General features: G+C 35.9%; 24 protein-coding genes and 2 pseudogenes. 1 reads left to right on the top strand and 25 read right to left on the bottom strand.

The window, feature by feature from the left end; all coding sequences use genetic code 11:
- Positions 1-8: 8 nt before the first annotated feature.
- Entirely contained in the window at positions 9-233 is a 225-nt protein-coding gene (locus MKY70_RS08820) for a flagellar motor switch protein FliN (protein ID WP_000775712.1), read from the bottom strand.
- 62 nt (positions 234-295) lie between these two features.
- Entirely contained in the window at positions 296-1081 is a 786-nt protein-coding gene (locus MKY70_RS08815) for a lytic transglycosylase domain-containing protein (RefSeq protein ID WP_341023982.1), read from the bottom strand.
- 256 nt (positions 1082-1337) lie between these two features.
- Between MKY70_RS08815 and MKY70_RS08810 the strand changes: the two genes are divergently transcribed.
- Positions 1338-2501: a flagellin N-terminal helical domain-containing protein gene (locus MKY70_RS08810; RefSeq protein ID WP_088031625.1), complete on the top strand. Its 1164-nt coding sequence runs from the start codon at positions 1338-1340 to the stop codon at positions 2499-2501.
- Between the two features lie 411 nt (positions 2502-2912).
- Here the strand turns inward: MKY70_RS08810 and MKY70_RS08805 are convergent, their stop codons facing one another.
- From MKY70_RS08805 to MKY70_RS08695, 23 genes and pseudogenes are all read right to left on the bottom strand, one after another.
- On the bottom strand, positions 2913-3965 hold the full coding sequence (locus MKY70_RS08805) for a P-loop NTPase (RefSeq protein WP_341023981.1): 1053 nt from the start codon (positions 3963-3965) through the stop codon (positions 2913-2915).
- A 16-nt stretch (positions 3966-3981) separates the two neighbouring features.
- Positions 3982-4473 carry a cyclic pyranopterin monophosphate synthase MoaC gene (moaC, locus tag MKY70_RS08800; protein WP_341023979.1) on the bottom strand — a complete coding sequence of 164 codons (492 nt, stop codon included), beginning with the start codon at positions 4471-4473 and terminating at the stop codon, positions 3982-3984.
- 48 nt (positions 4474-4521) lie between these two features.
- Positions 4522-4758 (bottom strand): molybdopterin converting factor subunit 1, encoded by a 237-nt coding sequence (gene moaD / locus MKY70_RS08795; protein ID WP_341023977.1) that lies wholly within the window; start codon positions 4756-4758, stop codon positions 4522-4524.
- A 4-nt stretch (positions 4759-4762) separates the two neighbouring features.
- Positions 4763-5227 carry a molybdenum cofactor biosynthesis protein MoaE gene (locus MKY70_RS08790; RefSeq protein ID WP_341023974.1) on the bottom strand — a complete coding sequence of 155 codons (465 nt, stop codon included), beginning with the start codon at positions 5225-5227 and terminating at the stop codon, positions 4763-4765.
- Entirely contained in the window at positions 5208-6521 is a 1314-nt protein-coding gene (locus MKY70_RS08785) for a molybdopterin molybdotransferase MoeA (protein ID WP_341026368.1), read from the bottom strand. The genes MKY70_RS08790 and MKY70_RS08785 overlap by 20 nt, the downstream gene beginning before the upstream one ends.
- 19 nt (positions 6522-6540) lie before the next feature.
- Positions 6541-7557: a molybdopterin-synthase adenylyltransferase MoeB gene (locus MKY70_RS08780; protein ID WP_341023972.1), complete on the bottom strand. Its 1017-nt coding sequence runs from the start codon at positions 7555-7557 to the stop codon at positions 6541-6543.
- Positions 7558-7581: 24 nt separating this feature from the next.
- Positions 7582-8376, bottom strand: a complete 795-nt coding sequence (locus MKY70_RS08775; RefSeq protein ID WP_219301917.1) for a formate/nitrite transporter family protein — start codon at positions 8374-8376, stop codon at positions 7582-7584.
- A gap of 207 nt (positions 8377-8583) precedes the next feature.
- Positions 8584-9600: a GTP 3',8-cyclase MoaA gene (moaA, locus tag MKY70_RS08770; protein ID WP_341023967.1), complete on the bottom strand. Its 1017-nt coding sequence runs from the start codon at positions 9598-9600 to the stop codon at positions 8584-8586.
- A 20-nt stretch (positions 9601-9620) separates the two neighbouring features.
- Positions 9621-10418: a formate dehydrogenase accessory sulfurtransferase FdhD gene (fdhD, locus tag MKY70_RS08765; protein ID WP_341023966.1), complete on the bottom strand. Its 798-nt coding sequence runs from the start codon at positions 10416-10418 to the stop codon at positions 9621-9623.
- A 16-nt stretch (positions 10419-10434) separates the two neighbouring features.
- The gene (locus MKY70_RS08760; protein ID WP_002012015.1) at positions 10435-10779 is read right to left on the bottom strand and encodes a DUF2294 domain-containing protein; all 345 of its coding nucleotides are present in this window, start codon (positions 10777-10779) and stop codon (positions 10435-10437) included.
- 151 nt (positions 10780-10930) lie between these two features.
- Positions 10931-11413 carry a DUF1641 domain-containing protein gene (locus tag MKY70_RS08755; protein ID WP_002012016.1) on the bottom strand — a complete coding sequence of 161 codons (483 nt, stop codon included), beginning with the start codon at positions 11411-11413 and terminating at the stop codon, positions 10931-10933.
- A gap of 15 nt (positions 11414-11428) precedes the next feature.
- Positions 11429-14368 (bottom strand): formate dehydrogenase subunit alpha, encoded by a 2940-nt coding sequence (fdhF, locus tag MKY70_RS08750; protein ID WP_341023965.1) that lies wholly within the window; start codon positions 14366-14368, stop codon positions 11429-11431.
- A complete protein-coding gene (locus MKY70_RS08745; RefSeq protein ID WP_002158491.1) occupies positions 14337-14528 on the bottom strand; it encodes a hypothetical protein in 192 nt (63 codons plus the stop codon). The genes fdhF and MKY70_RS08745 overlap by 32 nt, the downstream gene beginning before the upstream one ends.
- Before the next feature lie 104 nt (positions 14529-14632).
- Positions 14633-15409 carry a TerC family protein gene (locus tag MKY70_RS08740; protein ID WP_002086470.1) on the bottom strand — a complete coding sequence of 259 codons (777 nt, stop codon included), beginning with the start codon at positions 15407-15409 and terminating at the stop codon, positions 14633-14635.
- Between the two features lie 156 nt (positions 15410-15565).
- Positions 15566-18301, bottom strand: coding sequence for a sensor domain-containing protein (locus MKY70_RS08735; RefSeq protein ID WP_341023963.1), 2736 nt, complete (start codon positions 18299-18301; stop codon positions 15566-15568).
- A gap of 543 nt (positions 18302-18844) precedes the next feature.
- A pseudogene (locus MKY70_RS08730) lies at positions 18845-20080 on the bottom strand (N-acetylmuramoyl-L-alanine amidase).
- Between the two features lie 589 nt (positions 20081-20669).
- A complete protein-coding gene (locus MKY70_RS08725; protein WP_341023961.1) occupies positions 20670-21782 on the bottom strand; it encodes an RNA-guided endonuclease TnpB family protein in 1113 nt (370 codons plus the stop codon).
- A gap of 11 nt (positions 21783-21793) precedes the next feature.
- Complete coding sequence (tnpA, locus tag MKY70_RS08720) at positions 21794-22192, bottom strand: IS200/IS605 family transposase (RefSeq protein WP_341023960.1); 399 nt, start codon at positions 22190-22192, stop codon at positions 21794-21796.
- Between the two features lie 153 nt (positions 22193-22345).
- Positions 22346-22577, bottom strand: a pseudogene (locus MKY70_RS30800) (Ger(x)C family spore germination protein); the annotation flags it as partial.
- Positions 22578-22671: 94 nt separating this feature from the next.
- Entirely contained in the window at positions 22672-23619 is a 948-nt protein-coding gene (locus tag MKY70_RS08710) for a DNA-binding domain-containing protein (RefSeq protein ID WP_341026366.1), read from the bottom strand.
- Between the two features lie 701 nt (positions 23620-24320).
- Positions 24321-25229 carry a chemotaxis protein gene (locus MKY70_RS08705; RefSeq protein WP_002030950.1) on the bottom strand — a complete coding sequence of 303 codons (909 nt, stop codon included), beginning with the start codon at positions 25227-25229 and terminating at the stop codon, positions 24321-24323.
- 141 nt (positions 25230-25370) lie between these two features.
- A complete protein-coding gene (locus MKY70_RS08700; protein ID WP_002012030.1) occupies positions 25371-25856 on the bottom strand; it encodes a hypothetical protein in 486 nt (161 codons plus the stop codon).
- Between the two features lie 388 nt (positions 25857-26244).
- Entirely contained in the window at positions 26245-26580 is a 336-nt protein-coding gene (locus MKY70_RS08695) for a DUF3964 family protein (RefSeq protein WP_002030948.1), read from the bottom strand.
- Positions 26581-26608 lie beyond the last annotated feature (28 nt).

The raw sequence follows: 26608 nt of genomic DNA, 5'->3' as shown, positions 1-26608 counted from the left end.
CCCCTTCCCTACCTTTTCAATTCAACGATTTCAACGTACATTTTCCCATTCTTCGTCAAAATCTTTCCGGTTCCAATCTCTTCATTCTCAAGCATAAGACGCACCGTATTTTTCGTTGAATTTTCAAGACGATACAATGTACCTTTCGTAATATGAAGCAGATCTTCAATTTTCTTTTTCGTATTTCCGATTTCAAAATAAATTGTTAACGGAATATCATCTTGTAATTTCAAATCTAGCCAACTCCCATATCATGTTCACGAAAATTTCATGTTCTCTCTATATATGAAATTTCTTATTTTGAAACGTCGATATTTAATATTTTTTTAATATATCCTTGCGTTTCTTTAAATGGTGGTACGCCTCCGTACTTTCTCACATTACCAGGGCCAGCATTATAAGAAGCAAGCGCCAATACTAAGTCACCGTTATTTTTCTTTAAATAACCGCTTAACTCTTTCACACCGCCTTCAATACTTTCAGCTGGTGAAAAGGGATTTTTTACACCCATCTCTTTCACATTCGCTGGCATAAGCTGCATCAGCCCCATCGCCCCTGCATGTGACACCGTTTTCGGATTAAAATTAGACTCTACTTCAATCATTTTTTGAATTAACGTTTTCGGAATTCCATATGTATTACTTACGCGATCAATAATATCCTCATACTTACCTTCATTCGAAGAACGTATTTTCTGAATATTATATTTATTCGTTAATCCCCACGTATCAGCAGACTCATTTTTCGTTTCGGGGAAACGTCGTTCAAACTCTTTTTGTGCAACTTGCACTTCATCTACTTGCTTCGTTTCAGCTTTTTCCTCAGGCTTACTCGCTTCCTCTACTTTATTAATAGATTCTTCTGGTTTATTAACAACCGTTTCTATTTTCGTAGATTGTACCGGCTGACTCATATCTTCTACTTTTGCCGTTTGCGGAGTAACCTTCGTCTCCTTCGCAGGTTCACTCTGCAATTGATCTTGAAAACGGCTACTAACGAACGCCTGCGGACTACTTAACTTTTGTTGCATTTGTCCTTTTTTATATGCAAGAACTTCTTTTACTATATTTCCAACTACCATAATATCACCTTTTCGGTAAACAAAGATAATCTAATATTAGAGTTTTTTAAAAAAGTTTGCAATAATCCTTTTAATAATATTTTAATAAAAAAATGAATATATTGTTAAACTGTTATTTTTTTATATTTATTAATTCGAATTTTTAGTTGACACCCGTTATAGCAAGGCTTACAATAAATCTCGAAATCGATTTTTTCGCATATTACCGTTTTTAGATTTGCAGAAAAGTCAATATAAAAAAATGGGGGTTCTTAACATGAGAATTAATACAAACATTAATAGCATGCGTACTCAAGAGTACATGCGCCAAAACCAAACAAAAATGAGCAACGCTATGGACCGTTTATCAAGCGGTAAACGTATCAACAACGCTTCTGACGATGCAGCAGGTCTTGCAATCGCAACTCGTATGCGTGCTCGTGAAAACGGTTTAGGAGTAGCAGCTAACAACACACAAGACGGTATGTCTTTAATCCGTACAGCTGACTCAGCTTTAAACTCTGTATCTAACATCTTACTTCGTATGCGTGACATCGCTAACCAATCTGCGAACGGTACGAATACTAGTGATAACCAAAAAGCATTAGATAAAGAATTTTCTGCATTAAAAGAACAAATTGATTATATTTCTAAAAACACAGAGTTTAACGATAAGAAATTATTAAATGGCGATAACAAATCTATTGCTATCCAAACTCTAGATAACGCTGATACAACGAAACAAATCAATATTAATCTAGCTGATTCATCTACTAAATCTTTAAATATTGATAAATTATCTATTGAGGGATCTGGCAATAAAACAATTACAATTACAACTGAACAACTTGCAGCAGCTAAAACAGAAATTGATGCAGCAAAAGATGCAGCAACAACTGGATTAGGTGGATTAAAAGCAGGTGCGACAGGACCTCCTGTTGTTGTTGCATCAACTCCTGCAGAAATTAAAACTGCAGTTGATAACTTTAAAACAGCATTTGACAAAGTTAAAGGTTTCATGTCTGACACAGATGTTAAGGCTGTTGAGGATAAAATTAAAGCATATGAAGAAGCTCCGGATCTTGCAAAGGCTCAAGCAATCGGTACTACTTTTGCACCTGCTACAATGATTAAAGCAGGTGATATTACAAAATCTTCACCAAACGCTTCTGATGCAATTAAATCGATTGATGCTGCATTAGATACAATCGCATCTAACCGTGCAACTCTTGGTGCTACATTAAACCGTCTTGACTTTAACGTAAACAACCTGAAGAGCCAATCTTCTTCTATGGCTTCAGCTGCTTCTCAAATCGAAGACGCTGACATGGCGAAAGAAATGTCTGAAATGACTAAGTTCAAAATCTTGAACGAAGCTGGAATCAGCATGCTTTCTCAAGCAAACCAAACTCCTCAAATGGTTTCTAAATTATTACAATAAGCCATTTGATTTAGCATCATGAATGAGCCTCTCCGCTTGCGGAGAGGTTTGTTTTTTCTGTATAAATAGATTAAAAGCTTTCTTTTTAGCTTAAAGAGAAGCTCTATCCATACTTAGAAGTGGTCAATGCTTATTTTTTCCTCGTCCCATTTATTAAAACAAAAAGATACAGTGAGCATAAGACCTTTTTTCTCTTCATAGCCGTTTATTAGCTCTAAAACACCGGATATATAGATCTATAAGAAGTGTCTATTATGCGTATTGGCACGAATGTTTTAAGCATCGAGGCGCACGAAAGACGTATGCATGTTGCACTTACTATGGTTTCAAGCAAATCAAATTCCACAAATAACTCCATAAAAAATAAAAAGGAGATACATACCTGCTATGTATCCCACTTTTAATATCAACCTATCCTTTATAAATTAGATCCTCAGCTAAAGAAGTAAAAATCTCCCCAACAAGCGAATCTTCGTCATATACACATGAGCCTTTATTTTCTTCACGTTTCGCAAAAGGTATTTGGGCGATTACTTCTGTTTGCAGTTGTTCTGCTAACATTTCGCCGCCACCTTTTCCGAAGAGATAGTTTCTTGAACCATCTTGTTCTTCGTAATATGCCATATTTTCAACGATACCTAAAATATCGTGTTTCGTATGTTTTGCCATTACTCCTACTCTAGACGCGACAAATGAAGCTACGTTATGAGGCGTTGTAACGATAATTTCCTTCGCTTGTGGAATCATTGCAGCGACATCTATCGCAACGTCTCCTGTTCCAGGTGGTAAATCGAGAAGAAGATAGTCTAGTTCTCCCCAGTGGGTATTCGCAAGGAAGTTTTGAATCCATTTATTTAACATCGGTCCGCGCCACATAACGGGGTTATTTCCTTCTGTGAAGAATCCCATCGACATAATTTTAACACCGTGACTAACGACTGGAATTGCGGTTTGATCGATCATTGTTGGCTTTTCATTCGTTTCCATCATTGCCGGGATACTAAATCCATATATGTCTGCATCTAAAATTCCAACCTTTTTGCCCATACGCGCTAAAGCAGTAGCAAGGTTAATCGTCACAGTTGATTTTCCGACTCCCCCTTTTCCGCTCGTTACTGTAATAAAACGTACACCTGAATCAGGTCGCAACATACTAGGCATACCTGTTTCTGTTCTAGCCTCTTTCTTTAAAGACGCTGTTAATGCCGCGCGTTCTTCTGGTGTCATTGAGCCGAATGTTAAAGAAACTTTTGATGCCCCAATATTTCGAAGAGATTCTTCAATATCTTGTTGAATTTTTGCTTTCAACGGACAACCTTGTATCGTTAAAACTACTTCTAGCCCAACTTCTGTACCATCAATTTGTATATTTCTTACCATGTTTAATTCCACAATACTTTTGTGTAACTCTGGATCTTCTACATGGCTTAAAGCGTTCATAATCTGTTCGTGAGTAATCATCATACACATTCCTTCCATTTTAATTATTTACCTTGTGAAAAAAATCTCCGCTTTTCCCACCTGTTTTTTGAACTAAATATGTTTCTTTCATGACCATCGTTTTATCAACAGCTTTACACATATCGTAAAAAGTAAGGGCGGCGATTGATACAGCAGTTAATGCTTCCATTTCTACACCTGTTTTCCCGCTGCATTTTACTGTCGCTCGTATGATTAGCTCATAGCCATCAGTTGTCTTTTCATAATGGAACGTAAAGTCCGTTCCTTGGATTAATATCGGGTGACACATCGGGATTATATCCGCTGTTTTTTTAGCACCGATTATGCCAGCAACTTGCGCTACTTGGAGCGGATCTCCTTTTTTCAATCCGCCACTTTGAATTGCTTCAAATAGTTCATTTGATAAAGAAATTGTACTTTGCGCAATAGCTGTGCGTGTTGAAATGTCTTTTTGAGAAATATCAACCATTTTTGCTCTTCCCTCTTCATTCCAATGCGAAAATTCACTCATAATGATCCTCCTTAACATATGAAAAAATTGATACTCTAATAGAAAGAATTAACCTCCACTTACAGGTGGGATAAACGCGACAGTATCTCCAACTCTTACAATATCTTCGTCCGTTACAAATTCTTCATTAATTGCTACCATAGCTTTATCTAGCGTCTGTAATTGATAGTTATCTTTCAGGCATTTTTTCAATTGATGAACATTCATCTCTCGCTTTTCTATTATTACTAATCTCTCTGAGCCTACTTCTTCTCGTAAATTGGCGAACAGTAAAATTGTTATCATCTTCTCATTCTTCTTTCTTTGGTTTTCCTTCTGGATATGGAGTGCTTTCGAGTTGATCTCCAATCCACTCCGTTCCATCTTCCCAAAATTCTTTTTTCCAAATTGGGACGATTTTCTTTATACGTTCAATTGCGTATTCATTCGCTTCATATGCCACTTTACGATGTGGCGACGATACTACAATGACAACGGCGATATCCATTATTTCTAGTCGGCCTACTCGGTGCGTGATTGCTATTTTTGCATCCGGCCACTGTTTCTTAATTTCTTCTCCAATTGCAGTAAGCTTTTTTACCGCCATCGGTTTATATGCTTCATACTCAAGATGTAACGTTCGTTTTCCTTTCGTTAATTCCCTTACTGTTCCAATAAAAGTTGTAATTGCTCCTGCTTCTCGTCTTGCTACTTTATTCGTTACTTCTTCAACTACAATCGGATTATCGACAATTTCAAATCGTGCTTGTCCCATCAAAACCTCTCCCCACTTTACGGAATGTCCAAGGCCATTCACTACCTTCGTTATCTTCTAATAAAAGAACGTCTACAAACATCCCTTTCTTATATCCTCTCGTTCCACCCTGTAGGACGATAAAAATGTTTGATTCTGCTAATGAAGAAACGGAACTAGATTTATCAAATCCTGATGGATAAGCGATTAGTTGTCCTTCGTTATACTGAAGCTTACCTCGTACAAATCTTGTAAATGGATTAGGTTTTAGAAAGTCTTCTCCGAGCATTGCTTTTTCTCGTTTTACATGTGGTGTTTCGCTAAACATATACGCACGAATGCTAGATCTTACGAATAATTCAAAGCCTACGTAACAAGCAGATGGATTACCTGATAATCCGAATAATAATTTTTCGTTTAATCGCGCTACAGTCGTGACACTTCCCGGCCGCATGGCTACTTTATTAAAAAGAACCGACGCACCTAACTGTTCGTATATAGCTGGCAAATAGTCATAGTCGCCTACCGAAACACCACCAGTTGTAATTAACATATCCACTTCGCTTAACGCTTTTTTCACTGCCTCGTAGCACGTATTCAAATCGTCACTAAACTTCCCAAAGTATTTTACTCTTCCACCTGCTCTTCGAATTTGAGACGATATCATATACGTATTACTATTTCGGATTTTCCCAGGTTGTAGTTCTTCATTTACATCGAGAAGTTCACTCCCAGTCGCTAATAGTCCAATTATGGGCTTTTTCGCTACTGGCACTTCACTATAACCGAATGTAGCAAGAAGAGCAGAAATACCTGGATTAATGTAGCAACCCCTTTTTGCGAGAACGGTTCCTTTACGTGCGTCTTCACCTTGAAAGGATATATTGTCCCCTTCTTTAAATGAGCGTCTCACTTCCATATAGCTTTTTCCGATATTCTCATATTGACGATGACGAGTCAGTTCTAGCATGACGACCGCGTTACATCCTTTCGGAATTTGTGCCCCTGTCATAATTCGAACTGCTTGAAACGCTCCTACTTCTGTAGGAAATACGGAACCTGCTCCAATTTCACCAATTACTTCAAATACGATCGGATTCTCACGACTTGCTCGTAAAGTATCTTCTGCCCTAATAGCAAATCCATCATATGGCGAGCGATCGAAGGAAGGAACATCGTGATCCGCTACTATATCGTCTGCTAACGTACGTCCGTATGCTAATTCCAGTGGTACTAGTTCTTTTACACCACAATTAGCAAATGCCATCACTTTACGAACAGCCTCTTCAACTGTAATTGGCACTCTTCTTTCCATCATTACCAATCCCTCTCTATTATCCTAATAACCGATAGTATAGTTGTTTCGCTTTTTGAATTTCATTCGTGCCATGAATAAATACACGACCATCATGAAAAATGACGATGCGATACTCTTCTAATTGGCAAGAGAGCAAATACGGATTCCAATCAACTTTCCCGTGGTTCTTTAATACTTTTTCTAACTCATCAAAGTTGTAATGTCTATTATGAGCCGGTCTAATTTGAACTGTATTTCTTCCGCATAAAACAGCTGTCTTCGTTTGATTTTCGTATGATAAATAAGGATAAGTTCTATTTGTTCCGCACGAAGGACAGTCTTCCGTTTTGATTTTCCCTAGTTTGATAGAATGATATTGATTACTCCATATATCAAACATTAAAAAAGTTTTCCGAACTGCTTCATAGTCTTCTACTAAAATTTTGAATGCTTCTGCCACTTGGTACGCTGCAACGATTTGAACAGCTGGACTAATAATTCCAACTGTGTCACACGTCGCCCCTGTAACAGGAACACTTTTCAGTACACAATGTAAGCACGGTGTTTTCTTCGGAATAATTGTATAGCTCATGCCATAACTTCCGACACAAGAACCGTAAATCCAAGGGATATTGTATTTTTGTGATGTATCATTAATCACGAACCGAATATCGAAATTATCTGTTGCATCAATAATGACATCGACACCACCTAGTAAAGCTTCCATATTATCTACTCTTGCATCCATGACAAGAGCCTGAATTTGTACTTCTGAATTAATTTTTTGTAAACGATTCTGCGCTGCAATTGCTTTTGGCAATTTTTCTATCGCATCTTGTTCAGCGTAAAGTTGTTGCCGCTGTAAATTACTCCATTCTACGTAATCGCGATCAATAATCGTTAATTTCCCGATACCTGCACGTACTAACGCCTCCGCACTTGCACTTCCTAATGCACCTGCCCCTACTATTAATACATGCTTATTTCTAAGCTTCTCTTGCCCTTCTTTTCCAATAGGAGTGAACAACTGTTGTCGTGAATACCGCTCTATCATGAGGTGCCTTCCTTTCATATACTGTTATTTTTTCATTACATCTTCTTCGGTAGCACTTTGTTTCTGATAACAAGAAAAATAAGCGAATCCAACAAATCCAGCTCCGCCAATTACATTTCCGATAAAGACTGGCACAAAGTTTTTCGCAAGATCCATCCACGTAAGGTGACCAGCAAAAATAACTGCTGAAATGACAAACATATTTGCTACTACTTGCTGAAACCCAATTACGACAAACGCCATAATCGGAATCCAAATCCCAACAATCTTTCCGATTAAATCGTTCGTTCCGTATGCTAACCAAATTGCAAGGCAAACGAGCCAGTTACAGCCAATCGCTAAAATTAATGTTCTCCCGAAAGATTCATGTAATTTATCTTGAGCTATCGCTATCGTTTTATTTAAATAGGCACCTTCAGTTAACCCGCCAAGATGACCGAAACAATACGCTACGAAAAGCGCACCTGCGAAGTTCGTTAAAGTGATCCACGTCCAATTGTTTAACACATGTTTCAATGAAATTTTCCGTGCATACAGTGCCATGGCCATCGACATCATGTTTCCCGTAATTAATTCTCCTCCTGCTAAAACAACGAGCATAAGTCCTATAGGAAAAACCGCTCCTCCTATAAAATTGACTAAACTTCCCCACTGCTCCGGTACATTACCTAGAACACGAATATTAAGTAAAAATCCTAACGAAATGAATGCTCCTCCTAAAAAACCAAGAATAAGCATTGCGGATAGCGGTTGCCTTACCTTTTGAACACCGGATTCAATCACAAGCGCAGCAATTTGTTCCGGTTTATGAAATGCCATAACCAATTCCTCCATTTTTCTCATCTAAAAAAAGCAGCACCAAAAACCCTTATCATCGTAAGGATTTTTGAATGCTGCTTAATCTCTCTGCATATCTCTTACAGAAATATCAATCATCATTTTTACTATACTCATAGAAGGTGTACAAAACTTGCACATTTCCCATTATTTACGTTAACAAAGAGAGTCTACATTCATAGTAGTTTCTCAGCCACCGATATGCGACATTTCAATTTTCGGCATTGCTTTTTTATTCGTATTGCTTAATCGTTCATCTGAATAACGGTCTGAACGATTATTCCAAATGTCACGAATAATATCAGTAATTTCCTCATCCGTATATCCAAAGCGAAGTAATTCTTTAAGATTGTTTCCTTTAGAAGCAAACAAACATGTATACAATTTTCCTTCTGCGGAAATACGTGCTCTCGTACATGATGAGCAGAACGAATCTGTTACAGATGAAATAATTCCTATTTCTTCATCACTACCGATATAACGATAACGTGTCGCAACTTCACCAGGATAATTCGCTTCCATTTTTTCAAGCGGCATCACTTTATGAATCATCTCTACTATTTCTTGCTTAGAAACTACTTCGCCTAATTCCCAGCCGTTAAAATTTCCGACATCCATATATTCAATGAACCGAAGGATATGCTTTTTCTCTTTAAAGTACTCTGCCATCTGAACGATGTCTTGTTCATTTTTCCCTTTTTGAACAACCATGTTCATTTTAATTTTCATTCCGGCTTCCGCCGCAGCCTGTATTCCTGCAAGAACCGTTTTTACTTTACTTCTATTCCCATTTAAATAAGAGAAACGTTCTTCATTTAACGAGTCTAAACTAACTGTTACACGAGATAAACCCGCCTTATATAAATCTGGAGCAAACTTTTTAAGTAATGATCCATTTGTCGTTAAACCAATATCCTCTACTCCATCAATTTCGTTTAACCGCTGTATGAGTTCAGGTAAGTCTTTTCGAAGTAAAGGCTCTCCTCCGGTAATACGTAACTTTCTTACACCTAAAGAAACGAAAATACGTGTAATCCTTTCAATTTCATCAAAAGATAAAATTTTATCATTAGACAAAAAAGAATAATCACGACCAAATATTTCTTCTGGCATACAATATCGACAGCGAAAATTACAGCGATCAGTAACAGAAATACGTAAATCCTTTAAAGGACGATCTAATTTGTCTAATGTAACAGATTTCATGATTATTGCCTCGTTTCTACTTATTTTATATTTATAATCCGCTCTGGATGCGTATATACATTTAAAGATTTATTACGAATGAAGCCTATTGTAGTAATCCCTAACTGCTCCGCTAGTTCTAATGCTAACTCAGTTGGAGCTGATTTTGACAATATTACTTCACAGCCAATTTTCGCAACTTTTAATAGAATTTCAGAAGAGATACGTCCACTAAAAACAATAATTTTATCACCAATTGAAATGTTATTTTTTAAACAATAGCCGTAAATTTTATCTAAAGCGTTATGTCTTCCTATATCCATGCGGCTTAAAACAATTCCACTCACATTACATAAAGCTGCATTATGAACGCCGCCTGTATGTTGAAACGTAGACGCAGATTGCTGCATATCATTCATTAACCGAAAACAATCCTCGGCAGAGATCTTTACGCGAATATCATTCATTTCTTTCGCAGTCAGCGCATCGTTCGCAAAAACAAACCCTTGTCTACTCATTCCACAGCACGAAGTAATATAACGTTTGTTTTGTATGTCACGATAAAAAGGATTGATTTTCGTCGTTTTTACATGTACATAGCCTTCTTTTTCTTGCATCCATATTTCATCAATATCTTCATACTTTCGGATAATGCCTTCAGAGGCTAAAAAGCCAATTACCATATCTTCAATATACTCTGGAGTACTAACCATTGTAACAAATTCCTGGCCGTTAATTTTAACTGTAACAGGAAACTCTGTTACAATGCTGTCCTCTATATGTTTAAATTCCCCTTGCTCATATTTAAAAATTTTCCGTTCCACCTGAATCGATTTCACGATGAGCATCCTTCTCTCACGTTATATTTTTATCAAAAACAAACACGGAAACTGCAATATCCTCATCTACTTTCATATCAGAAAACAGATGAACTAACTTCGCACCAACAAGTTCTTCTAAATGTTCATGAGGATTAGCCACATACACTTCTTGAATCATTTTCGTTCGAGCCATATGAACCATTTCCGCCCCATCCGTAGTTCCCGAAATAAATTTCTCAGTAGGTGTTAAATTCCCATAAAGTGTTGCAATAGCCATGTTCTCGGTAAATACAGTATGAATTCTTTCCGGCCCTTTCCCGAACAACTCTTTTCGAAGCTTTCGGATCATATCATTAAATTCATGTACCATTTTTGACATACTCTCATTCCTTCCTAGTTATTCCATCACAACTATTTTAACAAAATGACCATTTCGTCTAAACTATTTAATAATGAGACGAAATGGATCATCTTTTACAATTATCTCAAGTACGCAAAACAACATATGAAATACTATTATTGTTGCTTATCTATTCTTCTTTTAACCCTTTACCCATACCTTTTAAGAAATGAAGACCAAATCCGATAGCACGATTAATATCTGGATCCTTCAGTACTTTCATAAGGTCTAATATTCCTACTTTTTTATTGCTTTGCAAATGCTGGTTTCCTTCATCCATACCTGTCAATACGCTACCTATAAGCTTTTTCGTAAGTTCCGGATCAAGTTCTGTTAAAGCTCCTGCAGCGCCCATCATATTATTAATTAAATTTGTAACTGGTTCACGAGTGACTTGGCCTAGAACGATTTTTGCGATTGGTTCTTTCGCTTTCAGCATAGAATTTGCTGCTTCCAGCATCCCAATGTCATTTAATTCACCTACTATATTAAACATTTGATTTAAAGCATCTTCATTATTAGCTAGCAGTTCTTTTAAAGCTTCAAGTTTTTGTTGTTTAAGTTCTTCCTCAGTTAGCTCCTGTTTCTGGATCGCTTGAATAGGTGCTGCCATATTCTTTTCTCCCCCTTAGTTATCCGTTAAATGTACGTATCCTGGACGAGCCCACTTACGATTTACCTCAATACCGTTTTGAGGATGACGCTTTTTATTACGCGGGTTCGTTTTTGGCATCGGATTTTCGCCATCAACTTCTAACACTTCCATACGTACTTTCGTTTGCTTATATGCCGGCGTGTTTGTACGCAAGTCAACGGCAGGGCCTGTTAAGAAATTAATTGCCGATTCTTTATCCGTCGAGTTCATCGGTAAATACAGTTCATTCGCTTTTACACGATCCGTTACAAGTGCACGTAATTTAAGTGCTCCGAATGGAGAAACAAGGCGTACTAACGATCCCGTTTTCACTCCACGTTCCCTTGCAAGTTCTGGGGAAACTTCGACGAAAACACCTGGTACTTTCGATTGAATACCAGTTGATTTATTTGTCATGTTCCCTTCATGGAAATGTTCAAGCATACGGCCGTTATTAATGTGAAGATCGTATTCTGCTGGGAATGCAGCAGGACGTACCCAATCAGCTATCGCAAAACGAGCCTTTTTGTCCGGGAAGTTAAATCCATCTTTGAATAGAAGCGGCGTATTCGTACCATCAAAACTTCCCCAGTGGAAACTGTTCCACCCTTCAAGCACTTCATAGTTTGCGTGTGCAAATAGTGGTGATAAGCTTGCCATTTCCGCAAAGATTTCACTTGGGTGATTATAGCTCCATTTTGCGCCTAACTTATTAGCAATTGCCTGCACGATCCACCAGTCTGGTTTCGCATCTCCTAGCGTTGGAAGCACTTGATATAATCTTTGTACACGACGCTCTGTATTTGTAAAAGTACCTTCTTTCTCAAGAGATGGCGCTGCTGGTAATACTACATCAGCGTATTGAGCCGTTTTAGAAAGGAACACATCTTGAACGACAAAGAATTCAAGGCTTGATAACACTTCATGTACGTGATTTGCGTTCGAGTCTACAAGAGCCATATCTTCTCCAACAAGATACATAGCTTTCATTTTTCCTTCATCAATTGCGTGAAGCATTTCAATGTTATTAAGACCTGGTTTGTTATCAATTTTTACTCCGTAAGCTATTTCAAATTTCGCACGCTCTACATCGTCAGTAACGTGCTGATATCCTGGAAGCCAGCCTGGAAGTGTTCCCATATCACAAGCACCTTGTACGTTATTATGACCTCGAAGCGGATATGCACCAGCACCTGAACGGCGATAATTTCCTGTTGCAAGAAGTAAGTTTGAAATGGCAGCGGAAGTATCTGAACCACCTGTATTTTGCGTTACGCCCATTCCCCAAAGAATACACGTACCGTCTGCATCACGAATCATTTCTGCCATTTTAACGAGCGTTTCTTTTGAAATGCCTGTAATCTCTTCTGCATATTCAAGCGTATATTCCGCGAGACTATCTTTGAAATCATCAAAGAAGTTTACATTCTCATCGATGAACTGCTGATCGTGCCAACCTTGATCAATCATATATTTCGTAACAGCCATTAACCATACTTGGTCTGTTCCTTGCTTTGGACTAATAAAGATATCCGAACGCTCTGCCATTTCAGTTTTACGAAGATCTGCAACAATTAGTTTTTGACCGTGAAGTTTATGCGCACGTTTCACACGAGTTGCTAATACTGGGTGACCTTCTGTTGGATTACAACCGACGATAATAACAAGACCCGATTGTGCGATATCTTTAATCGTCCCTGCATCTCCGCCCATACCAATTGTACGGAACAATCCATCTGTCGCTGGTGATTGACAATAACGTGAGCAGTTATCAATGTTATTCGTTTCGAACACTTGACGCGCTAATTTTTGAATAACATAATTATCTTCATTCGTAATTTTAGAAGAAGAAATAAAGCCGATAGAGCCTTTACCGTACTCTTCTTTAATAGAGCCCAATTTATTCGCCACTACATGAAGCGCTTCTTCCCAAGTCGATTCAACGAACACTCCATTTTTACGAATTAAAGGTTTCGTAAGTCGTTTTTCAGAATTAACGAAATCCCAACCGAATTTTCCTTTTACACAAGTAGAAATTGCATTAACTGGTGCCTCAGAAGTTGGTTGCACCTTTAAAATTTTGCGCCCTTTCGTCCATACTTCAAATGAACAACCTACACCACAAAACGTACATACTGTTTTCGTCTTCTTCGTACGAGTGTCACGCATCGCAGCTTCTACTTCTGACACAGCGAAAATACCGCTATATCCAGGTTCAACCTCTTTAATAAGATCGACCATAGGTTCAAGAATATCCGGCTTCAGCCCAGTCATAAATCCAGCTTCACCAAGCATCGATTTCTCCATTAAAGCATTACAAGGACAAATCGTTACACATTGACCGCAGCTTACACATGAAGAATCGTTAATATCTACTCCTTCATCCCAAATAACACGTGGGCGCTCTGCCTCCCAATCAATAGATAACGTTTCATTAACTTGTAAGTTTTGACACACCTCTACACATTGACCGCACGCGATACATTGATTCGGATCATAGCGATAAAATGGATGAGACATATCAACTTCGCTTGCATCAACTTTTGGCTCATAAGGATATTTTTGATGCTCAATTTCCATTAATTCTGCCGTATTATGCAGTTTACAATTCCCGTTATTGTTGTCACAAACCGTACAGTAAAGTAAATGATTTTCTAGTAAACGGTCCATCGCCTCATGTTGTGCTGCCTTCGCACTAGTAGAGGACAGCTCAATATTCATACCGCTCGTCACTACAGTAGAACAGGATCGCACAAGCTTTCCGTTCACTTCTACAATACAAGTATCACACGTTTGAATAGGATCCACTTCCGGCACATAACAAATTTGTGGATGTTCAATTCCGTTCTCATTAATAATGCCCAGTATAGTTGAACCAGGCTCAGCATTATACTCTTTGCCGTTAATTGTAATATGAACCATGCTGTCGTTCATGGTTACTCCCCCTTTTTGAGAATAAAAAAACTCCACCACGAAAATATACGCACCACATTTTTGGCACGTTATCATCATGGTGGAGTAGTTTATTAGCACATCTTGCTAAAATACCAATCCATTTATTCATAAATAAAATGATAGATTCATAACAGGTCATATCACGATTCCATCTTTAACACTGTAATTATAGCGTTAAATCGAAAAATACACAATATAATTATCATTACAAAGGACAAAGCACATAATGCTCTGACCTTTGTATTACATTTTAGGATTATTCTGAGATGACTTACTTCCCGGTGCAAACCAACCAATTAGTGCGATGGCAACTAATACTCCGTAGAAGATTAAAGTCCAAGTTGTACTGTGTGGAAAATCATGATCTAAAATACCTATATCCTCATGGGCAAGTGTAATTACAGCAAGTTTGACGCCGACCCAGGCAACAATTGCATATGCTGTTGTTTCCAGTGCTGGACGTTTCTCCAGTAATTGTACAAACCAAGTTGCCGCAAATTTAATTAAAATAAGTCCAGCTATCCCTCCAAGAAGTACAACAATGAACTGTCCTCCATCCATACCTCCGAAATCGTCAAGCGGAGAATCCGGAAGCCCCAGAGCAAGAGCAACTGCGGCTAATATTGAATCAATCGCAAAAGCAAGGTCAGCTAATGCAATCTTTCCTACTGTGAACCAGTAGCTTTTTCCTGCTGCTTCCTTTTCATCTTCCTTGTGAATATTTTGATTGTTTTTTCCGAATTGCGCCTGAATGACATGCTTTAATCCTAAGTAAAGAAGATAAGCTGCTCCTATCGCCTGTATTTGCCAAACATTTGCAATAAATGAAATCGCAAACAGGGCTGCAAATCGAAAAACAAAGGCCATAATAATTCCGTAATTTATAGCTCTTTTTTTCTCTTCTTCGGGTAAATGCTTGGCTATAACTGCTAGTACAAGGGCATTGTCAGCCGATAACAATCCTTCTAATCCGATTAAAATTAATAATGCCCAAGCATACTCTAGCCATATTGAATCCATCCGCTTCTCTCCTTTCTAAAACTAAAATCAGATAAGGTCTTTGCTCATTAGAATTTCCTATTAAGCCAAATTAAATGCTAAAACATTTTGACAGTTACTTTGCTGTCCTCTATTTGTTATAATTTCAACAAAAAACAAATCTAGATTGTGGTTTTCTTAGAAAAGGTGACGCGACATTGTGCTTAAAAACTTGATGAATTCATCTTCACTTACAGGTTTACTGTAGTAATAGCCCTGAATTAGATAACATGCATTACGTTGTAACACTGTTAATTGTTCCTTCGTTTCCACCCCTTCTGCGATCACTTTCATGTTTAAAGTATGCGCTAGTGAAATAATGGTATGAATAATTTCATTTCCATCAGTAGAATTTCCGATCCTATTAACAAATTCTCTTGGAATTTTTAAGGTATCAATTGGATACAAAGGGAGATATGCTAATGAAGAATACCCTGTACCAAAATCGTCAATTGATAAATGTACACCATATGATTTTAATACTTTTAACTTCGATAAGGTTTCTTTTTCATCTACCATTGCTATTCTCTCTGTTAATTCTAAATCAATCGAATTAGCAGGTACCCCTACTTCTTCTATGGTAGATATGATTGCTTGAACAAAATCTTTCTGTTCAAACTCTATAGCTGATAAATTTATCCCCATTTTTAGATTTGCATAGCCTGCAGAATGCCACTTTTTCAGTTGTCGACACGCTTCCTGTAACGTCCATTTCCCAATTGGAATAATTTGCGACGTTTCTTCCGCGATAGGTATAAATTCAAAAGGAGAAATAAGTCCCAGTTCTGGATGTTGCCAACGAATTAAAGCCTCTGCACCAATAACCATACCAGTCTTACTGTCAACTTGTGGTTGATATAATAAAAACAACTCATTATTTTCTAATGCCTTCGGTAAATCCTGTTCTAATCGTAATCGTCTTGTTATTTTTTTTGATAATGTCTCATCATACATGCAAACAGCATTATTACCTTTTTCCTTTGCACTATACATAGCAATATCAGCATGTTGTAAAAGTGTAGTAGTATTTATTCCTCCAAACGGATACACCGCTATTCCTATACTAAGAGATAAATAAAAACTATGTTGATTAACTACAAATGGTTCTTCAGTTATACGAAATAGAGTTTCACACAACTCCAATAGCTGTTGCTCTGTGTGGTTATGGACTATGATCGCAAACTCATCTCCCCCTATTCTCGCTAGAGGAATAGCCGGTGACAGACATGTCCTAAAACGTTTAGCAACTTCTTTTAAAACACTGTCACCAATTGAATGTCCAAGTGTATCGTTAATGGTTTTAAAACGATTTAAATCTATATACAAGAGTCCAAATTCACCCTGCGTTTTTCGTGCACGCTCAATGGATTTTTCTAATTCTTTTTGGAAGAATATTCGATTTCCAATCTCCGTCACTGTATCATGGAATGCTAGATAGTTTATCTCATCTTGTTGTTTCTTCATTCTCGTAATGTCTTTTACCATTACATAACTCCCAAAAGTTTGTCCTTCTATCATAATAGGAACAATGGTGACGTACCAAAAATGAATGTCCTTCTCATTATTATTTTTCACACGTAATTGTAACGAAGCCGAACTGCATCGTTTCCCTTCCTGTAGAGCTGCTTCCAATTCAGATCTATCTTCGTCTAAAAAAATCGAGAAGCACTCTTTACCTATTAATTCATCACTGTTTTTTCCTAATAACATACTTCCAGCCTGGTTTATATTTAACACAGTACCATTTGAATTAATCGTTAAAATAGGATCTGGATGATACTCATATAATGACTTAAATCTCTCTTGATTTTTGACCAAGTCATTGGATTTGTTTATTAAATCTTCTGTTCTTTGAGATACTTTTTGTTCTAATTGATTATTAAACACTTTTAACATTTCGGTTAAATCGCTGTTTTGCATTCGTACGATAGTATGACGAATCAGCACAAATACAAATGCAATACAATTCCCAGTAATAAGTGTAGCCGAGGAAGTTTGCTCTTTTAAAGTAAAGCCAATTAATACCGCAACTGCAAGATAAGGAAATATAACAAGAAGTTTCTTCCCAAATGTGGGATCGATAATGAAATAATTCCTTCTAGAAGATGCATTCTTTGAGATCGAAGCAGCAATAGCGATAAATAAAAGGAAAACTCTATACAAACACCTTAATAATATAAGTGAACGATCTGACAAATCATCTTGTAAGTAAAAATACAAGTAGTCCGTAATAGCCAATCCAGTTAATACGAGAATAAAAATAAATAATTTACTTTTCGCATTAAAAATAGCTGGTCGAAAGATTAGACTAACTCCTAATAAAAGAAGTAATAAATCTATAATCGGAAAAATAAATGAGAGAAAAACATCTCCAATTGATAAGAATAAGATATTTGCAGAAGGTTTATTAAACAGGTACCACTCTAATGTAAAAATGGCAGTAACAACAATACATAAATCACAAATTAAATACGCTTTTTCCCACTTGTTACATTCCATAATGATTTTATAAAAGAATGCAAAGAGAAAGAAGAATAAGAAAAACAACAAAAACACATCAGAGATATTAAAATTTTGTATCGGCAATTCTACATTAAGTACTTGAAAAGCGGATATAAAATTCCCGATCAAGAAACACCCTATTGCAATAGTAATGCAAACCCAGAATACTCCTAACTTAATTTTTCCGGATAATATAGAATAAAGTAATGAGATAAATACAGTAGTTTCAACAACTAAGGATGATAGTCGGATATTAAAATCTGATACAAAATAATGATTCGGAAAAACAAATAAAAATATAAAACAAAAGCTTATATAGAATATTAGAGCTATTGTTAATAAGATAAATTGCAAATGTGAATGTTTAAGCAATATATTCACCTTCTTAAGTCTTTCATCATTTTTTAAAATTTGTATCTAATTATTATTCATATTATGACCATTTCAAAAGATTTCTTTCAAAATAAAGCACCCTTATATTACACCTGCAGATATTTAAAAATTCCATAATAGGAATTACAAAAAAATATGAACAGCTATGTCCTTAACACTATCAATTATTGTTATACGAACTATTTATGTAGCAAGTTTATTTAATAGCTAATGAGTTCAAAGAATGTTTTCTTTGAACTCATTGTATACTGCCCATCTGAATCATATAACTTAACTATTTTTAAATTAAAATTTCACGTAAAAATAATGAATGTAGGTGTATGCCCCTATCTATTTATCTTTTTTTCTTCATAACTTCTATAGTATTCATTAAATACGCCAACTTAAACACCGACTTATTTATAATCCTTAATAAGTCGGCGCCAGTATACACTATAAAACTAAAACACATTACAAATAACAAAATTATACTTTAGCAATTTATAAATTACTTATTCCTAGAATTACTAAATTCCCTTTTACTTATTTCAACCTATATTCAGATACATTATTTCCTTTCCATTCATAATAATCTAAAATCCCTTCATAAATGGCTTCTGCTGCAATCTGTCTACCGTTTGCCGTAGATAGTTTACTGTAATCGATACCATTATCTATAAAAGCCAGTTCCGTTAACACAGCTGGCATGCCGTTTTCTCTTATAACATGAAGATCTCCATGTTTAACGCCTCTATCACGTGTTTGAAGGGCCTCTACTAAACGTGCTTGGATTTTTTCCGCTAACACATGACTTTCTTCCACATGAGGATTTGTTTTTTCGGATTCAGAAGATTTATAGTAGTATGTTTCTGTCCCTTTTGCATTACCATTAAAAGCATTTGCATGAATACTTATAAAGATATCCCCCTGATTTTGCTTAGCAAATTTAACACGTTCCTGTAAAGAACTTTTTTGATCATGTCCAGGTCTAGTATCAGATTCACGAGTTAATAAAACTGTAAATGGTGTATGTTTTTCAAGCAATTGTTGTAGGCGTAAAGAAGTGTCTAATACAATTTTACTTTCAGGCAATCCCTTTGTGGCTTTTCCAGGATCTTCGCCACCATGTCCAGGATCAATAATGATTGTTTTATTTTCTAAAGGATTTTTCGGACTGGATTGAAGGGTATCTGTTTTGGCAGTAAGTTGTGCGGCTTCTGCACGTGTTATGAATTTATTTGGTTGCCAACCGTTATCTGTACCAACTGAAATTTTTAAATCAATTAAAATATTGGCGAATTTTTCACCCCAATGCCCTTTTAAATCTTCAAATTTACTTTGTCCATTACTAGTGCTTATATTTTGTAGTTTATATGCATTCACTAGCATGGTAGCCATAGCAGCACGAGTAACTTTTCAAGAAGGATTAAATATTCCATTTCCTTCACCTTTAATTATTCCTGCTTTTTCAGCTGCGGCAATGTATGGCGTTCCCCAGTGGTTTTGTGAATCTGTAAAAGATGGTTTTGCATTTAAGTCAATATGTATACCAAGGGCCTTTGTCATAATTGTTGCCGCAGAAGCTCTATCTAATGTATCGCTTGAACCAAAAGTTCCATCTGGATAACCACTCAATACTTTTTTATCAACTAAATAATTAACGGATTTGTCAGCCCATGCAGGAATATCTGGGAATTTATGAGTATTTGCAAATGCACTAGATGAATAGGATAGTAGACTTCCAGCAAGAATTCCTGTAGCAATTAATTTGTATTTCAAAATGTAACACCTCTAAAAAATTATTACAACTTGGTAAATATATCATTTATAGTTAATCTTTAAATAATACGACCTAGAATAAAGAATAGATTAAATCCGCATTATCCTTATATTAAAGACAATAAATACAAATCGAACTATTATTCCGAAAAGAATCCCGAGACATACACTTATAGATAGAGACTATTAAATATATTAACCAACGTCGTGTAACCAGTATAGTTACTTATATGTACGAGTGTCAATTAAAAAAACCTTACATTTTTGTAAGATAACCATGTTAATTATGTAGTAAGTAATTATTATATAATGTGAATAATTACTCGGTATAATAAAATAATAATCTTATATTTTAAACAAATATTGATTATTTTGGTAGGCAAATAACTTATAACAGCAACCTTTTTGGCTATGCTTTGGAATCCTACTTTACTCTTCAATTCTCCGTAGTGAACTACCCGCCACTTAACGTCCTAACGGACTGTTTGAAGTGGGGGCTTCTCGGTTAGTCGTTACTTTTGATAGCTAACGAATTCGTCCTAAGACAGCCGAGCTAACTCCCTTGTTCCAAAGGTTATTTTATTGCTATTTACGCTAACACTAATAGACGTATTGCTTCATTTTTGATATTGATAGCTGCGTTATAATCTCTATCGAGATTTACACCGCATATACAAGAATATACTCGTTCAGACAATGACATATTTTTTACATTTCCACAACCGCTACATGTTTTTGTGGAAGGAAACCATTTGTCTATTTTCATAAGTTGTTTTCCTTGTTCGTATAGTTTATAAGCTAAAAAAGAAGTGAACATTCCCCAACTATTGTCAGCGACACTTTTTCCAAAATGAAGTGCTTGCGACATTCCTTTCATGTTTAGGTCTTCAATAGCTACAAGATCAAAATGAGTAGCCAACTCTTTAGACTCATGATGAAGGAAATTCTTACGTTGGTTAGCTACTTTCTCATGTAACTTAGCTACACGAATACGTTGTTTATTCCAACGCTCAGAACCTTTATTGCGTCTTGCTAATACTCGTTGTGCCTTTGCTAATCGGTCTAACATTTTACGATAGAACTTAGGATAATTGGCTTTCTCACCCTCAGAACTAACATATAATCCATCCATCGCAAAGTCTAATCCAACAACTGTTTCTACTTCTTTTTGTACAATCTCTTTTTCGTATTCAGTCAAGATGGACACATAGTATTTACCAGTAGGTGTCATAGAAATCGTACATGACTTGATCATATAATCTTGTGGTATCTCTCTATGCTGTTTGATACGTACCATTTTCAGTTTTGGCAATTTGATATGACCATTAAGCAACATAATATTTCCGTTTACTACATTCGTTGTATAAGACTTTCTGTCTTTTTTACTTTTGAATGTTGGGAAGTCATTTTGACCACTAAAGAAATTCTTATAGGCAGTTTGCAAGTGTAGTTGAGCATTTGCCAGAGCTAATGAGTCAACTTCTTTTAACCACTCAAATTCTGCTTTATATTTCGCGGGAGTTGGAGGCTTTTGTTTCCTTAGTTGTTCCTTATCATCTTTGTATTTTTCGTACGCTTCTTTTCGTTCAGCTAACATTCTATTATACACGAAACGTACACAACCGAAGGTTTTACGCATAAGATATGCTTGTTCTTCTGTTGGATACAAACGGAATTTATATGCTTTATTATGCTTTGTCATATCATTTCACCTCACTTTTCATCTTGATTTTCAATATATTTCTTTACTACATCTATTGGCGAACCACCAGTAGTTAGTAAGCAAAAACTTCTTGACCAAAACATCTCTTTCCAAAGTTTCGTTTTCACTTGTGGAAAGTCTCTCTTGATTAGTCGAGAACTTGCACTCTTATAAGCATTGATGAATTTTTTCATTTCTGTATTCGGATGTGCCTTGAACAAAATATGAACATGGTCTACATCATGATTCCACTCTACCAGTGTTATGTTGTAATTCTCGGATAACCTGATAAACATGTCTTTTGCATAATCTGACATATCATCATCAAACACATTTCTTCTGTATTTTACGACCAACACAAGATGATAATACAACAAGAACACTGAATGATTATTGCTGTCTAATTTCATCGATATACCAACCTTTGTACTTTATAAGACTGATTATATCAGAGGCAAAATAAAAAGCAAAGCCTTTTGGCTACGCCACACCGAAATTCATCTCCCACCTACCGCTGGGCTACGCCCTTCACGCGCTTGAGGAAGGAGAATTCTTTCGAGGAATTCGTTAAAAGTTTGTTGATGAAATGTAATAACAACTGTACGATTATACAACTTATTCACCTCAATTAAATCAGTTAAATATTGAGGAAGAGTCGGTTTATCTTTAAAATCATTATGTATTAAGCCTTTCACAGTGACAATACGCATATTCCCAGTATTTTTCGGATCACAATACTACAAAGTAAGACCTAGCTCCTTCCTTTTGTACAAATTTTTGATTTACTAAAATTAATTATAACTTTTCCTCTGCCCGAAATGATTCCATACAAAACAAAAGGGAAATACATATACACTATGTATCTCCCTTTTATTTTGTACCCATTTTTTTATTGTGTTACGGTCATAACTTGTCCACTACGGTCAACCATAATTTTCATTTTTCCGTCTTGAGCGTTATATAACCCTAGCTTATGTAGATCTTGTTTGCATTCTTTTACGAAGTAAGGCAATGTACGAATTTGATCGATATCCGAGCTCGTAATGAAATGAATTAAATGATGCGTCATTTCTTTAATATCATGAACGAGCTCTGCCTTCTCTCGTGTTAATCTTTCATTTTCAGCTCGTAATGAATGTAATTCGCCTTCAAGACCACGTGCGTTCTTCTCATCCTTCGAACGCTCTGCCGCCATGCTAGAAAGCTTATAGATTCCCTCCATGAACTGATGCAATTCGTGTTCTCTCTTTTCACTACATTGACTAATTGTTTCAAAGTTATCCACGATGCCAGACATAACTGTTACGAGGCTTTTTTCATCTTCTTCATTTCGAACGTCTTCATTTACTTCCTGCTTGCTTTCTTGTTTTGTCTCAACAATTGTCTCTTTTACAGGTGTATACTTACGTTTTCGCCCCGGCTTTTGTTTTTCAATATTTTCAAACGGCATCTCTTGTTTTTTTAATTTATAATACGTATTTTGTAATTGGCTTTCCGTTTTCGGAAAAAGATTCATTTCATTTTTACTAACATATTTTGAAATATTTGCGATGTTTAAGCCATGACGTTGACAAAATTGATACACTTCATACAATAGTTCTAGTTCAGACTTCAACCAAGTAATCGCTGATTTTTCATATACTCGCATACCGCCATTTTTTTCTATATCTATTTGAAATAATACCATTCTATTATATAAATCGATTAGCTCTTCATACCTGACTTGGAATTGTTTCTCTATTTTTTTAAATTCCGCCTCTAATTTCATATCGTTCGTTTTATTATTTGACATGTTTTGTAAAAGACTTAATACATTGATTGCTGTGTGGTGATACATAATCTGTGTCACTCCCCCTCATCCTTTCACAATTCTCATATGACTCCCATGCCCTTTAAGAAAATAGAAATTTTTACATATCCATATTATAACATTTCGAAATTATCTGTCAAATAATTAACATATAAAAAGGTATAAAAAGTATCGAAATAAAAAATGATTTTTAACAAATATTAAAAAATAAAAAATTGCTAAGCAAAATATTATATCAGAAAAATTCTACTTAATTATATTATATGGTATTCCTAATATATTTTCACCGAAAAAGTTTGCGCCACCACGAAATCTTACTCTACAATCCAGTGACATTATCTCTTATATTTTCAAGTAGTAAAGATGAGAAAAAACAATTAAACCTATCTATATTTCCAAATATAAAAACAACTAAAAAGACGAAAGAAACTATGAATATACACAGCCGCGACTACATTAGAAACGTTCAATTTTTCTGCCTTTATAGAACATGGGATACTAAAAAGGAACTAACCAGTACTACTACAATGGCTAGTTCCTCAATTTTAGCTAATAAGAAAAGAATGTAAGCCTGTTCATCAACAACTCGGCCTCCCTCTTCTTTAACTTATCTAAAACCCACTTCATATCTCTGTTCTTACTACGCACAGGGTACTTTTAAGTACTAACCGCTTCCTCTCTTGGCTGGAGCCTCTCTCCCAACTAAAAAAGAGCTTTTCAAAACTTTTTTACAACACTAACTTATCAACTAAACCAATTAACTCTTGAATATCAGGCTTACTCACTTGAGCATTCGCTCCAACCGCCTCACCTTTATGGAACAACTCATTCGTAATTAATGAAGAGAAAATAATGACTGGTAATTGATTCATTACTTCACTATCTTTAATTACTTTCGTTAAATGGTGTCCATCCATTTTCGGCATTTCAATATCTGTAATAAGCAGGTGAATATGTTCATACATTTTTTCACCTTGCTCTTTTGCTAATTTTTCAATTTGAGCTAACGCTTCTGCACCATTGCTGAAGAAGTTCATTTTCGTATATCCAGCTGATGATAATGTTTCTTCTAGTATTTGACGAAGCATCGCTGAATCTTCTGCAATATAAATAACTTTTTCAGCTCGATCTGTTTTTTGCTCTAATCCTGCAAGTGATTTATTGTCATAGCCAGTACCGCTAATTTCACATACAATTTTTTCATAATCTAATAGTAAAATGATTTTCCCATCTAGTTTTACAATACCAGATGTCGTTTCTTCTAGTCCCATAGATAATGAAGCTGGTTCATCAATTTGTTCCCATGAAATACGTTGAATACGATGCACTTCATCAACACGGAAAATAACTTTCATTTGGTTTAATTCTGAAATGATAAATTTCGTTTGATCAAGTGGTTTTATAGATTTTAAATTAAGAGCCGTTGCTAAGTTAATAACAGGTAAAATTTCACCACGTACTTGAACAACACCTTCAACTGCATGATGAGATTCCGGCACAGTTGTAACAGGGAATGGATTAATAATTTCACGCACTTTCATTACATTGATACTAAATAAATTTTCACCCACAGTATAAGTTACGATTTCTAATTCGTTTGTTCCACTTTCTAATAAAATACTTTGTGCTTGTGACATAAAGGTGTCGCTCCCCTTTCATTAATTCCGTATATTTAATTATTAAGCTTTAATAACATCCAAAAGTCAACTACCTATATGAAAAATATAGATAGTTGCGTGAGCCTTGCCGTTTTAAAATAATAAAAACACTGGTAAAGCTTAATCTTGTATAAACGAAGCAAGTGCCTCTAATAACACCTCTTGTGCCCCTACAATTTCTGTCGGCATTGCTTCCCATTTTTTCGAAAGTTCCGTTTCCACTCTTATTCTTAGCTCCGGATTCATTTCTTCTAGCACGTATTCTTTCGTTGCTATATCAACATCAAGTAGCGCAAGTGCATATAACTCCGGATCGTTTATTTTTTTAAATACTTGTTTCAATACCGCCGGTGCTATATGTTTTAACTTTTCAATGTGAATTTCCTTATCAGAAAATAGTAACTCATATTGAATATACGTAACATTTTCTTTAATAACTTTAAAATAGCAATTATTTTTTTTATCATTTACAAAATAACCGTTCGGATCTGCAATAATACTCTCTACTTGACGTATTAAATTAGGTAAACTACTCGCCGCCATTACAGTACGTTGCTCAATCTCACTTGGCGAAATGAATGTAACGCGATACTTATTCTGCGCCATCCTCCTCACCTCTCCTTTTATATAAACTTAGTCTAATTGTACAATATAGCACAACTATCTTAAATTAATCTAACTCTATTTCAAATCATTGCTCCTAGAATCAGAGAAATCCTCTCTCCAAAAAGTGAAGAGGCACCACCTAAACACTTGGATTACAGCCTCTCCAACTACCTTAGAACTACTCCATATCTCTACAACATGCGAGCGACTCATAAGCACTGTCGCTACTACAATCCGGTGAGCCTACCAATCTCATTCATGGCTCCCAGCCTCTTCAACTAACCTAGAACCACTCCATATCTCTGGTATTACAACATGCGGACACTCCATATGCACTGACCGCTACTAAACATCGCTGGGCCCTCTCTCAAAACCTAAAAGAAAGCTTTTAAGCCCCTTTCAACAACTCAATGTTATTGAACCAAAAAGCAAGCTGCTGATCCGTAATATCCGGCAACATAACGAAAAACTCACGGCACTTCATCTCATCTTTAAACAGTTGATACTTCCAAACACCACTACTACCAATACTTACGAAGTAAAACTCGTGTATACGGCCAATGATTGCTTGTTTTTCACCAAACGAATATGGAGGCACTTGTTTGATTTCAAATTGATCTGGTAAATATACATGCTCTTCTCGTTCTATTTTTAACATTTGCTCAGCAAGCTCACGTTTATTTTCGAAAAAAGGCAATTGTAAAATTCGCTCTTGTCTTGTCATACGAATATAAAACCCTTCCTACTACGTT

Source organism: Bacillus sp. FSL R9-9492 (assembly GCF_038007365.1).
GTDB classification, from domain to species: Bacteria; Bacillota; Bacilli; order Bacillales; family Bacillaceae_G; genus Bacillus_A; species Bacillus_A mycoides.
The sequence above is the reverse complement of the archived record's forward strand: the minus strand, read 5'-3'. Positions and strand labels throughout refer to the sequence as shown.